General features: G+C 72.4%; 9 protein-coding genes. 1 reads left to right on the top strand and 8 read right to left on the bottom strand.

Features of this window, described 5'->3' with window-relative positions; translation table 11 throughout:
* Positions 1-120 precede the first annotated feature (120 nt).
* Positions 121-2,196, bottom strand: a complete 2,076-nt coding sequence (locus ACFU95_RS12940) for a SpoIIE family protein phosphatase (protein ID WP_383825986.1) — start codon at positions 2,194-2,196, stop codon at positions 121-123.
* A 141-nt stretch (positions 2,197-2,337) separates the two neighbouring features.
* On the opposite strand from ACFU95_RS12940, the gene ACFU95_RS12935 reads away from it, so the two are divergent.
* Positions 2,338-5,712 carry a pyruvate carboxylase gene (locus ACFU95_RS12935; RefSeq protein WP_383825983.1) on the top strand — a complete coding sequence of 1,125 codons (3,375 nt, stop codon included), beginning with the start codon at positions 2,338-2,340 and terminating at the stop codon, positions 5,710-5,712.
* 97 nt (positions 5,713-5,809) lie between these two features.
* Here the strand turns inward: ACFU95_RS12935 and ACFU95_RS12930 are convergent, their stop codons facing one another.
* The 7 genes from ACFU95_RS12930 to ACFU95_RS12900 all read right to left on the bottom strand — a co-directional run bounded on the left by ACFU95_RS12930 (position 5,810) and on the right by ACFU95_RS12900 (position 12,537).
* Complete coding sequence (locus ACFU95_RS12930) at positions 5,810-6,322, bottom strand: hypothetical protein (protein WP_383825980.1); 513 nt, start codon at positions 6,320-6,322, stop codon at positions 5,810-5,812.
* Positions 6,323-6,674: 352 nt separating this feature from the next.
* Complete coding sequence (locus tag ACFU95_RS12925; RefSeq protein WP_383825977.1) at positions 6,675-7,373, bottom strand: GntR family transcriptional regulator; 699 nt, start codon at positions 7,371-7,373, stop codon at positions 6,675-6,677.
* A gap of 244 nt (positions 7,374-7,617) precedes the next feature.
* Positions 7,618-8,619: a proline racemase family protein gene (locus ACFU95_RS12920; protein ID WP_383825974.1), complete on the bottom strand. Its 1,002-nt coding sequence runs from the start codon at positions 8,617-8,619 to the stop codon at positions 7,618-7,620.
* A 2-nt stretch (positions 8,620-8,621) separates the two neighbouring features.
* Complete coding sequence (locus tag ACFU95_RS12915; RefSeq protein WP_383825971.1) at positions 8,622-9,527, bottom strand: dihydrodipicolinate synthase family protein; 906 nt, start codon at positions 9,525-9,527, stop codon at positions 8,622-8,624.
* A 112-nt stretch (positions 9,528-9,639) separates the two neighbouring features.
* A complete protein-coding gene (locus ACFU95_RS12910; RefSeq protein WP_383825968.1) occupies positions 9,640-11,091 on the bottom strand; it encodes an FAD-dependent oxidoreductase in 1,452 nt (483 codons plus the stop codon).
* Positions 11,072-11,365: a (2Fe-2S)-binding protein gene (locus tag ACFU95_RS12905; RefSeq protein ID WP_383825965.1), complete on the bottom strand. Its 294-nt coding sequence runs from the start codon at positions 11,363-11,365 to the stop codon at positions 11,072-11,074. The genes ACFU95_RS12910 and ACFU95_RS12905 overlap by 20 nt, the downstream gene beginning before the upstream one ends.
* The gene (locus ACFU95_RS12900) at positions 11,362-12,537 is read right to left on the bottom strand and encodes an NAD(P)/FAD-dependent oxidoreductase (protein WP_383825963.1); all 1,176 of its coding nucleotides are present in this window, start codon (positions 12,535-12,537) and stop codon (positions 11,362-11,364) included. Before ACFU95_RS12900 ends, ACFU95_RS12905 begins: the two co-directional genes overlap by 4 nt.

Below are 12,537 nucleotides of genomic sequence, written 5' to 3'. Positions count from 1 at the left end.
CCGAGTGTCTGGCTTTGCGGCGTTTCACCCCCAGTATCCGTTGTGCGGCCCTCGCGCGCTTGGTCGTCGAGGCCGGGACGATCCGGTCGGGTGAGGCGCGCGGCGGTCCGGTGGCCCGGTTCACCGGGGCAGTCTCCTCGCGAGAAGCACCGCCACGTCGTCGTCCGCCACATCGGGCATGACGTGGGCCAGCAGGTCGTCGCAGATCCGGTCCAGCGCACGACCGGGGTGCCGCAGAGATCGGGCCAGCCGCCGCATGCCCTGGTCGAGGTCGGTGCCCCGGGTCTCGATCAGACCGTCGGTGTAGGTCACGAACAGGCCGTGCGGCGGCAGGACCACCCGCTGGACCTCGCAGTCCTGCCGGCCCACGCCCAGGGGCGGGCCCGCGGGCCCGTCCACGAAGGCGACCGTTCCGTGCTCGTCGGCGACCACGGGGGGCGGGTGGCCCGCCCTGGCGATCAGGCAGTGGCCGCTGGCCGAATCGTGTACGGCGTACAGGCAGGTGGCCATCTCGTTGTCGCCCAGGTCCGCCACGGTGGCGTCCAGGGCGCGCAGCACCTCGTCGGGCGCGGTGTCCCGGCGGGCCAGGGTCCGTACCGTGGTGCGCAACTGCCCCATGACCGCCGCCGCGTGGATGCCGTGCCCCATCACGTCCCCGATCACCAGGGCGGTCCGGTCGCCCGACAGGGCGATGGCGTCGAACCAGTCGCCGCCGACCTCGTGATCGCCCGCCGGCAGATAGCGGCCGGTGAGCTCCAGCCCGCTGACGGTGGGCAGGGAGGGGTTCATCAGGCTGCGCTGGAGGGTGAGCGCGGCGTCGCGCTCCCGGCCGTACATGCGCGCGTTGTCGATGTTGAGTGCCGCCCGGGCGACCAGCTCGTCGATCAGCAGGGTGTCCTGGTCGTCGAAGGGCTCGCGCTCGCGGGTCCGGGTCACCACCACCGCGCCGAGCACGGTGCCCCGGGCCACCAGCGGTACCAGGCGCGCCGAGCCCACACGGGCGTAGAGGAACTCGCGCAGCCGGTCGGCGCCGCGGGCGGGGATCAGCCGTCCGATGTCGTTCAGGTAGAGGTTCAACGGCCGCCCCGCGCTGATGACCTGCTCGTACACCGAGCCGGGCGGCACCTGAAGGGTCATGCCGACCGCGAGATGGTCGGCCGGCGCGGCCGGATCGGTGAAGGTCACCGCGGCGCGGCGGACCACGCCGTGCGCCGACGCGGCGGTCTCGTCCGGGGCCATCGCCTCCTCCAGCAACTGCACGTCGGCGGAGTCGGCCAGCCGGGGCACCAGGACGCGGACCACCTCCTGCGCGGTCTGCGTCAGATCCAGGGTGGACCCCATCTGGGTACCCGCCTCCGCCAGCAGCGCGAGACGCCCCCGCGCCCGCTCCGCCTCCAGATGGGCCCGCTGCCCCTCCGTGATGTCGATCAGTGAGGCGATCACGCCCACCCGCCGGCCCGTCCCGCCGAGCAGGGGGGCGTAGGAGCAGGACCATGTCCGGGTCCGCTGCGGGTCCGACGTGCCGGAGGTGTAGCGGAAGTCGACCACCGGCTCACCCCGGTCGAGGACCTGCCGCATCACCGACTCCAGCGCGCCGGCGCCGGGGGCGACCTCGGTCACGCGCCTGCCGACGTGCTCGGCGACGGGGACGCCGTCGATCCGGGACAGGGCCTCGTTGACCCGGAGGAAGCGCAGGTCGGGGCCGAGCATGGCCAGGCCGATCGGGGACTGGGTGAACAGACCCTCCAGCGCGGCCAGCGCATCCCGCATCCGCTCCACGGCGGAGGTCTCCGCCGCGATGGCCAGCACCCCGGTACGCCCTCGCGCGTCCGTGATCGGGCAGTGCCACATCTCCATGTCGACCACGGTCCCGTCGCGATGCCGGACCGGCAGCCGTGCGACCACCGCCGCACCCGACTGCACGGTCCGGCCCAGGTGCTCGGCCAGCTCCAGGTTCTCCTCGGGCACCAGGACGCGCCGGGCGTCCTGGCCCACCATCTGTTCCGGCGTGTGACCGAGCAGGTCCTGCGCGGCGAGCGACCACTGCACCAGGCGCCCGTCGGCGTCGACCACCCAGAGCGCGAGCGGGAGCAGATCCTGGAACACCCCGGCATGCCCGGCCGCGGACGCGCCCGGATCCGGCGTTTCGCCGGTCGCATCGGGGGCACGTGCACCGCGGTGACTCGCGCTGGTCATAAGGGCACCTCGCTTCACCACCCTTGACCACAGGAGGCTCAAGGACAGCCTAGGCCGCAAGTGGCCCGGCTCACATGGCGTGAAAGAGGCACCGCCGACACCATTGGGTGATCCGTCACCGGCAGGCTGAAGGGATCAAGGATGTTCCGCAAGGTGCTGGTAGCCAACCGCGGCGAGATCGCGATTCGTGCGTTCCGCGCAGGCTACGAGCTGGGAGCGCGCACCGTCGCCGTCTTCCCGCACGAGGACCGCAACTCCCTGCACCGGCTGAAAGCCGACGAGGCCTACGAGATCGGCCGGCCCGGACACCCGGTGCGGGCCTATCTCTCCGTGGAGGAGATCGTCCGCGCCGCGCGCCGCGCGGGAGCCGACGCCGTCTACCCCGGTTACGGGTTCCTGTCCGAGAACCCCGACCTGGCCCTGGCCTGCGAAGAGGCGGGCATCACGTTCGTCGGACCGAGCGCCGAGATCCTGGAACTGACCGGGAACAAGGCCCGCGCGGTGGCCGCGGCCCGCGCGGCCGGCGTGCCCGTGCTGGGGTCCTCGGAACCCTCCACCGACGTGGACGCACTCGTCGCCGCCGCCGAGGAGGTCGGCTTCCCCGTCTTCGTCAAGGCGGTCGCGGGCGGCGGCGGGCGAGGCATGCGCCGCGTCGAGGAGCCCGCCCAGCTGCGGGAGTCCATCGAGGCGGCCTCCCGTGAGGCGGCGTCCGCGTTCGGCGACCCCACGGTCTTCCTGGAGAAGGCCGTCGTCGAACCCCGCCACATCGAGGTGCAGATCCTCGCCGACGGGCAGGGCAACGTCATCCACCTCTTCGAGCGGGACTGCTCGGTGCAGCGCCGCCACCAGAAGGTGATCGAGCTCGCCCCCGCCCCGAACCTCGACCCCGCCCTGCGCGACCGCATCTGCGCCGACGCCGTGCGGTTCGCCCAGCAGATCGGCTACCGCAACGCCGGCACCGTGGAGTTCCTGCTCGACCGCGAAGGCAACCACGTCTTCATCGAGATGAACCCGCGCATCCAGGTCGAGCACACGGTGACCGAAGAGGTCACCGACGTCGACCTGGTGCAGTCGCAGCTGCGCATCGCCGCCGGCGAGACGCTCGCCGACCTCGGTCTCGCCCAGGAGACGGTCACCCTGCGCGGCGCCGCGCTCCAGTGCCGGATCACCACCGAGGACCCGGCCAACGGCTTCCGCCCGGACACCGGCCGGATCAGCGCCTACCGCTCGCCGGGCGGCTCCGGCATCCGTCTCGACGGCGGCACCACCCACGCCGGTACGGAGATCAGCGCGCACTTCGACTCGATGCTGGTGAAGCTCACCTGCCGGGGCCGGGACTTCGCCACCGCGGTGGGGCGTGCCCGGCGCGCCGTCGCCGAGTTCCGCATCCGCGGCGTGGCCACCAACATCCCCTTCCTGCAAGCGGTGCTGGACGACCCCGACTTCCAGGGCGGCCGGGTCACCACCTCGTTCATCGAGCGGCGCCCGCACCTGCTCACCGCCCGCCACTCCGCCGACCGCGGCACCAAGCTGCTCACGTACCTCGCCGACGTCACGGTCAACAAGCCGCACGGCGAACGGCCCGACCTCATCGACCCGCTGACCAAGCTGCCCGCGCTGCCGGCCGGTGAGCCGCCGGCCGGATCCCGGCAGAAGCTCGCCGAACTCGGCCCGGAGGGCTTCGCGAGCTGGCTGCGCGCGTCGCCGACCATCGGCGTCACCGACACCACGTTCCGCGACGCCCACCAGTCGCTGCTCGCCACCCGGGTGCGCACCAAGGACATGCTCGCCGTCGCCCCCGTGGTGGCGCGCACCCTGCCCCAGCTGCTGTCCCTGGAGTGCTGGGGCGGCGCCACCTACGACGTCGCCCTGCGCTTCCTCGCCGAGGACCCGTGGGAGCGGCTGGCCGCGCTGCGGGAGGCCGCGCCGAACATCTGTCTGCAGATGCTGCTGCGCGGCCGCAACACCGTGGGCTACACGCCGTATCCCACCGAGGTGACCGACGCTTTCGTGCAGGAGGCGGCGGCCACCGGCATCGACATCTTCCGCATCTTCGACGCCCTCAACGACGTCGAGCAGATGCGGCCCGCCATCGAGGCCGTACGGGAGACGGGAACGGCCGTCGCGGAGGTCGCCCTGTGCTACACCTCCGACCTGTCCGACCCGTCCGAGCGGCTCTACACCCTCGACTACTACCTGCGGCTGGCCGAGCAGATCGTGAACGCCGGCGCCCATGTGCTGGCGGTCAAGGACATGGCCGGCCTGCTGCGGGCACCGGCCGCGGCGAAGCTGGTCTCGGCCCTGCGCCGGGAGTTCGACCTGCCGGTGCACATCCACACCCATGACACCGCGGGCGGCCAGCTCGCCACCTACCTCGCCGCGATCCAGGCCGGCGCGGACGCGGTGGACGGCGCCGTGGCGTCCATGGCCGGCACGACCTCGCAGCCGTCGCTGTCCGCGATCGTGGCCGCGACCGACCACTCCGAGCGGCCCACCGGCCTGGACCTCCAGGCCGTCGGCGACCTGGAGCCGTACTGGGAGAGCGTGCGCAAGGTCTACGCCCCCTTCGAGGCGGGTCTGGCCTCGCCGACGGGTCGCGTCTACCACCACGAGATCCCGGGCGGGCAGCTCTCCAACCTGCGCACCCAGGCGGTCGCGCTGGGCCTGGGCGACCGCTTCGAGGACATCGAGGCGATGTACGCCGCCGCGGACCGGATGCTCGGCCGCCTGGTGAAGGTCACCCCCTCCTCCAAGGTGGTCGGCGACCTGGCACTGCACCTGGTGGGCGCCGGAGTGTCCCCGCAGGACTTCGAGGCGGGGCCGGACCGGTTCGACATCCCCGACTCCGTGATCGGCTTCCTGCGCGGTGAGCTGGGCACCCCGCCCGGCGGCTGGCCCGAGCCGTTCCGCAGCAAGGCGCTGCGGGGCCGCGCCGAGGCCAAGCCGGTGCAGGAACTGAACGCCGACGACCGTGAGGGGCTGGCGAAGGACCGGCGCGAGACGCTCAACCGGCTGCTGTTCCCTGCGCCGACGCGCGAGTTCGAGTCCCACCGCGACAGCTTCGGCGACACCAGCGTGCTGGACAGCAAGGACTTCTTCTACGGGCTGCGCCCGGGCAAGGAGTACTCCGTCGACCTCGAGCGCGGTGTGCGGCTGCTGATCGAGCTCCAGGCCGTCGGCGACGCGGACGAGCGTGGCATGCGCACCGTGATGTCGTCCCTGAACGGCCAGTTGCGGCCGATCCAGGTCCGCGACCGGGCGGCCGCCTCGGACGTCCCGGTGACGGAGAAGGCCGACCGGGCCAACCCCGGCCATGTCGCGGCGCCGTTCGCCGGGGTGGTGACCCTCACGGTCGCCGAGGGCGACGAGGTGGAGGCCGGCGCCACCGTCGCCACCATCGAGGCGATGAAGATGGAGGCGTCGATCACCGCCGCGAAGTCCGGCAGGGTGGCCCGGCTGGCCATCAACCCCATCCAGCAGGTCGAGGGCGGCGATCTCCTGGTCGAACTGGCCTGAGTCGACGGCCTGTCACGGCCCCGCCCCATGCCGTCTCGCCCCGCGCGGGGAGCACCTGCGCGGGGCGGGACGTGTCCGGTCGGGAGGCTGAGCGGGGTCAGGCGCAGAGCACCCGGGTCTCCGGCGTGAAGACCGGGCCGCCGCTGGTGTTCGTCGCGTCGCTGAACTCGGCGTAGAAGTACGAGTAGAAGCCGATGTTGCCGTTGCAGCCCGAGTCGGCGGCGACCTGGAGGGTCAGCGTGACGGTCCGGCTCTGTCCGGGCGGGACGGTGGCGCCGTAGTTCGCGCCGAGGTTGCTCGGGCCGGTCCCGGCGCACGGGGTGTTGCCCGCGGCCGTGGCGAGGGTGCAGCCCGTGAAGCTGTACTTCAGGTCTGGGCGCTGGGTGGTGAGCCAGGTGGGCTCGATCGTCTGGTGGATGAACAGGACGTCGTACGTCTTGTTGTTGGTCAGCGTCATGGAGAGCTGCACCGTGCCGCCGGGTGTCGTGGTGGCGGTGTCGGCGGCGAACGTGAGGGCGGCCGGCGCGGGGTCCGCCGCGCTCGCGCTGGGGGCCAGGCCGAAGACCGCGAGGAGCAGAGCGAGGACGCTGGTGAGACCCAGGCGTCTCATACGTGGTGATCGCATGGCCCGGGAGGTTAGGCAGGCGACACGCACGCCGTCTGCCTCACGCAGGGCCCCCGGGCCGGCGATCGGCCGAAATGTGTGCCAGATGTGACGGTGGCGTGGCGGGTGTGTGGAGACACTGGTCGGGCGGCAATTCCGCGTGGTGCGGGTATCGCGGGGGCGGCCGGCGGGGGCGGCGCGGTGCCCGCCGCCCGCGACGTGCCGTGGGCCGACATTGGCGTGATCTCGGAGGCGCCGGGAGCGAAGGGACGTCACCAGGTGCGGATGTTCTCGGGCATTCGTCGATTTCCGGCCTCGACGGACACCGACGACCAGGCGCCGAGGTCGTGTGCGTGGGTCAGTCGGAGTCCTCGTCGAGGTTCTTCTCGCTCCAGATGCCCCGGACGTGACCGATGTGGCGGCGCATGAGCGCTTCCGCGCCGTCCGCGTCGCCGGCCTCGATGAGGTCCAGCAGTTCGGCGTGCTCGTGGGAGGAGTCGAACAGCGCGTCGCCGTCGGGGAGTTCGCGCAGCCCGTAGATCCGGGAGCTGGTGCGCAGGGACCTCACGGTCTCCAGCAGCCGGGCGTTGCCGGCCAGTTCCAGCAGCGCGAGGTGGAACTGCATGTCGATCGTGACGTGCGCGATGAAGTCCCTGCGTGCCGCCGCCTTCTCGATGCCTGCCGCGAGGGGCCGCAACTGCTTGATGGCCTTCGCGGGCACGCCCTGTTCGGTGATGCGGCGGATCGTGGGCGGCTCGATGAGGGCCCGGAGCTCGGTGATGTCGTCGAGTTCCGCCGGCGAGAGCGCGGTCACCCGGAAGCCCTTGTTGCGGACGACCTCGACGAGGCCCTCCTTGGCGAGGTCGAGCAGCGCCTCGCGCACGGGGGTGGGGGAGACGCCGAACTGTTCGGCGAGGCTGGGGGCGGAGTAGACGACGCCCGGTGTCATCTCGCCCGCGATGACCGCTCCGCGGAGGGTCTCGGTGATCTCCTGGCGGAGGTTCCGGCGCCCACGGAACGAAGGCAGCTTCACGGTAGTGCCGTCGTCCGTGCTCATGGCTGGCTTCCTCACTGTCGGCGGCAAGATCTTCCACGCTCGACTCGGACGTGAGCGGTGGCCGGTTCCATGCTATAGGGACAGCGTTGTGTGATGTATCGCATGTTTCCGCGCACAGGGCGGACGTCCCTGGTGGTGGGGCACATACGGGGCGCGCACCCGCCGTGAACCGGCTGGTCCGCGCCCCGCTTCTCGCGCCGCCCGGGTGCCTCCGGGGTTCACGCCGCCCTTGCCGGGGCGGCGGTCACAGCTCGAACCCCTGGGGGAAGGGGTCGTCCGGGTCGTACAGATACTGGGCGGTGCCGGTGATCCAGGCGCGCCCGGTGACGGTGGGGACGACCGCCCGGTGACCGGCGACCTCGGTTTCCTCGACGAGCCGGCCGGTGAAGTGGGTGCCGATGAACGAATCGTTGCGGAACTCGGTGTTCAGCGGCAGCAGTCCGCGGGCGTGCAGCTGGGCCATGCGGGCGCTGGTGCCCGTGCCGCAGGGGGAGCGGTCGAACCAGCCCGGGTGGATGACCATGGCATGCCGGGAGTGCGCCGCGGTGGATCCGGGGGCGGCGAGGTAGACATGGTGCACACCGTTGATCTCGGGATTGCCGGGATGGACGGGCCGGTCCTGCTCGTTGATGGCCGCCATGACGGCCAGCCCCGCGTCCATGATCCGGTTCTTGCCGGCCCGCTCGAAGGGGATCCCGAGGGTGTCCAGTTCGACGATGGCGTAGAAGTTGCCGCCGAAGGCCATGTCGTAGGCGACCTCGCCCCACGGGTCGACCTTGACGGTCCGGTCCAGCGTGAGCGCGAACGAGGGGACGTTGCGCAGGGTGACCGCCTTCGCCGAGCCGTCCTCGACGCGTACGTCGACCACGACGAGTCCGGCGGGGGTGTCCAGGCGGATCGTCGTGACCGGCTCCTTCACCTCGACCATGCCGGTCTCCACCAGGACGGTGGCGACACCGATGGTGCCGTGCCCGCACATCGGCAGGCAGCCGGAGACCTCGATGTACAGCACGCCGAAGTCGGCGTCCGGGCGGGTGGGCGGCTGGAGGATCGCTCCGCTCATCGCCGAGTGGCCGCGCGGCTCGTTCATCAGCAGCCGGCGGATGTGGTCGAGGTGCTCGACGAAGTACCGGCGCCGGTCGAACATGGTGGCCCCGGGGACGACGCCGACGCCCCCGGTGATGACCCGGGTCGGCATCCCCTCGGTGTGGGAGTCGACGGCGTGGAAGACCCGGTTGCTGCGCATGGTCAGGTGAGCCCTTCTGCGATGGCCTTCTCGGTCGCGGTGCGCACGAGCGCCTCGTGCTCGGGGGTGAGCGGGACGCGGGGCTGGCGGCAGGGACCGCCGTAGCGGCCGACGAGGTCCATGCTGAGCTTGATGGCCTGTACGAACTCGGTCCGTGAGTCCCAGCGCAGCAGCGGGTGCAGGACGCGGTACAGGGGGAGCGCGGTGGCGAGGTCGCCCTGGGTGGCCGCCGCCCACAGGTCGGCGCAGGCGCGCGGCAGGGCGTTGGGGTAGCCGGAGATCCAGCCCGGCGACCCGGCGATCGCCATCTCCAGGGCCAGGTCGTCGGTGCCGGCCAGGACGTCCAGGCCCGGGGCGAGTTCGGTGATCCGGTAGTAGCGGCGGATGTCGCCGGAGAACTCCTTGACCGCGACGATCAGGCCCTCGTCGAACAACTCGGCGAGGAGCTCGGGGACGAGGTCCACCTTCGTGTCGTGCGGGTTGTTGTAGGCGACCACCGGTACGCCGGCCTTGGCGGCCTCCCGGTAGTGCGCGACGACCGCGCGGTGGTCGGCGCGGTAGGAGTTGGGCGGGAGCAGCATGACGGCGGGGGCGCCTGCCTCGCCGGCCTGTTCGGCCCAGCGGCGGGCCTCGTCCGCGCCGTAGGCGGCCACCCCCGGCATGACGGTGAACCCCTCGGGGGCGGCGGCCACGGCGGTGGTGACCACCCGGGCGCGCTCCTCGGCGGACAGGTTCTGGTACTCGCCGAGGGAGCCGTTCGGCGTCACGCCGTCACAGCCGTTGGCGGCGAGCCAGGCGACATGGCCGGCGTAGGCGTCGAAGTCGATGGCCAGGCCGCCGTTCGATGCCTCGCGCAGGGGGAGTGCGGTGGCGACGAGCATGCCGTGCCAGGGCTTCGCCTGGGTCATGGGTCCTCCATGTGTCGGTGATCCACCATCCGTTCAGTGCAATATTACATTACACAGGCCGTGTCGTCCCTGTCACCGGTGACGTGGGCGGACATGGGTAGAACCGCTGTGGTCAGACGCCGTTGTCGTCGGCCCCGGCGGCGAGGGCGCCCAGGGTGATGGGCTGTGCGACGGGGCGGGCGGCCATGCCGCGCAGGTCGTCCGCGGTGGGCTGTCGACGGTGGGCACGGGCGACGAGACAGGTGGTGGCGTAGCCGCAGACCCGGCCCTGGCACAGGCCCATCCCGGGGCGGGCGTACAGCTTGACCGTGCGGGGATCGGTCGCCCCGAGGTCCTCGACCGCCCGGCGGATCGTCCCGGCGCTGACCTCCTCGCAGCGGCAGACCGTGGTGTCCTCGTCCAGCCAGGTCTGCCAGCCGTCCCGCACCGGATACGCCCGGTGCATCGCCGTGGCGAAGGACCGTTGGGCGGCACGCTGCCGCAACAGCCGGGCCAGGCGGCCGCGGTCGACGGACGCGCCGCTGGTCACGTACGCGGCGTGCAGTCCGGCCAACTCGCCTTCGACCAAAGAGAATTGGGCGCCGCCGACACCGCAGACCTCGCCCGCGACGTAGACGCCGTCGACCGTGCTTCGCTGCCGGGAGTCGACGCGGGCGACGAGGCTGCCGTCGGCGTCCCGCCTCATCTCGCAGCCGAGCTGCACGGGGATCTCGGTCTGCGGGGTGAAGCCGTAGCCGACCGCGACGGTGTCGCAGTCGATCTCGCGGGTGCCGCCGGGCACGATCCGCCACTGGTCGTCCAGCCGGGCGACGGTGACCCCGGTGACGGTGTCGCCGCCGTGCGCGGCGACGACGGTGGTGCGGGTGTGACAGGGGACGCGGTGCTTGAGGAGGGTGCGCAGGTACCCGGCCCCCTCCGCGAGTTTGGGGAGGTTGCGCAGGGTGGCCGCCGGGTGTCTGCCGAAGGCGGTGGGCAGGCCGGCTTCGAAGACGCCCACGACCGTGGCGCCGGCCTCGGCCAGGCCGGCGGCCACCGGGAGCAGGAAGGGCCCGGTGCCCGCGACCGCGATCCGCTTCCCGGCCAGTACGCCCTGCCCCTTGAGGAGGGCCTGGACGGCTCCGGCGGTGAACACCCCGGGGACGGTCCAGCCGGGGAAGGGCAGCTGGCGGTCGTAGGCGCCCGTCGCGACGATCACGGTACGGCTGCGGAAGGTGCGGGGGATGCCCTCGCCGGCGGTGCGAGCGGTCCGGGTCGTGTGGGTGAGGAAGCCTTCGTCGGTGCGTTCGACATGCCAGATCGAGTGGCCCGAACGGTGGTCGAGCAGATGGTGTGCCGCCAACTCCTGGCGTAGACGCCGGAATTGGCTCCAGCCGTGGTGGAGGGCGCCGTCGTCGCCGTCGCGGTGACGCCAGTACTGGCCGCCCGGTCGCGGCCCGGCGTCGATCAGCACCGTACGGCTGCCCCGCGCCGCGGCGGCGACGGCCGCCGACAGGCCGGCCGGCCCGGCACCGAGGACGGCGATGTCGTACAGGGCGGCCGGCCGCTCAGCACGCGAGGTCGTCATGACCCGCTCCTTCCTGGGTGGCGACCGTGTCGCCGGGCCGGGCCTCGACGAGGCAGGCGCGGTGGCCGGGGCGTCCGTTGACGGTCACCAGGCAGTCGAAGCACACGCCGATGCCGCAGAACACGCCGCGCGGGCGGCCCTCGGTGCGGGTGTGCCGCCAGGAGCGGCGTCCGGAGGCGATGAGGGCTGCGGCGACGCTCTGCCCGGGCTGGGCGTGCACCGGTTCGCCGTCGAAGGTGAAGGCGAAGGCGGAGCTGGGCGGCGGAGTGGTCAAGGGGTCGCCTCCTCGAAGCGGTCCGGGCGGAACGGCGTCAGGTCCAGATCGGGTTTCTCGCCGGACAGATGCTGGGCCAGCAGATGGCCGGTGGCGCAGGCCAGCCCGATTCCGGCGCCTTCGTGGCCGCAGGCGTGCAGCAGGCCCGGTGCGCGCGGGTCCGGGCCGATGACCGGCAGATGGTCCGGGCAGTAGGGACGGAATCCCAGGTAGCTGCGCAGCAGGGAGACCTCGGCGAGGAACGGGAAGATGCCGATCGCCTGGGCCGCCAGCTTGCGCAGCACCGGCAGGCAGACGCGGCGGTCGAAGCCGACCCGCTCGCGGCTGGCGCCGATCAGGACGGTCCCGGCGCGGGTTCCCTCGACCACGACCGAGGTCTCCAGTGCCGCGTCGCTGCTGGCGACGTTGGCCACGTACTCCGCGGTGTAGACCTTGTGGCGCACCACGCGCGGCAGCGGTTCGGTCACCAGGACGAAGCCCCTGCGCGGCAGGACCGGCACCGGGGCGCCGGCGAGTTCGGACAGCTGACCGGCCCAGGTGCCCGCGGCGTTGATCACCCACCGCGCGTGCAGGACCGGGGTGTCGGCGCAGTCGGTCCGCACGCCCGTGACCGTGCCCTGTCTGTCGCGGACGAAGCCGGTGACACCGGTGCCGGCCTGGACCGTCGCCCCCCGCATGCGGGCCCGGCGCAGCAGTTGGGCGGTGGCCAGCATCGGCTGGACCTGCGCGTCCTGGGCGTAGAACGCTCCGCCGACCGCCTGCCGGGTCACGTTGGGCTCCAGCTCGAAGAGTTCGTCCGGGCCGATGTCGACCGCGTCGACGCCTGCCCCGCGCTGGGCCGCGGTCAGGTGCCGCAGACCGTCGGCCGTGTCCGGCGATCCGGCGACGACGACGCCGCCCTTCGCCTCGTACTCGATCGTGCTCCGGCCCAGTTCGTCGCCGACCTGCCGCCACAGCCGGGAGGACAGCAGGGCCAGGTCGAGCTCGGCTCCGGGTTCCTTGTCGGAGACCAGGACGTTGCCTTCGCAGGCGCTGGTGGCGCCACTGCCGATGGCGCCCCGTTCGACCACGGAGACCCGCAGTCCGGCGGCCGTGCAGTAGTACGCGCACGCTGCACCCACGATGCCTGCTCCGATGACCAGGACATCGGGGCGGGGGGATGGATGAGTCAT

It is taken from the genome of Streptomyces sp. NPDC057623, assembly GCF_042800355.1.
Taxonomy (GTDB): domain Bacteria; phylum Actinomycetota; class Actinomycetes; order Streptomycetales; family Streptomycetaceae; genus Streptomyces.
This window is presented reverse-complemented; position numbering and strand designations above follow the sequence as displayed.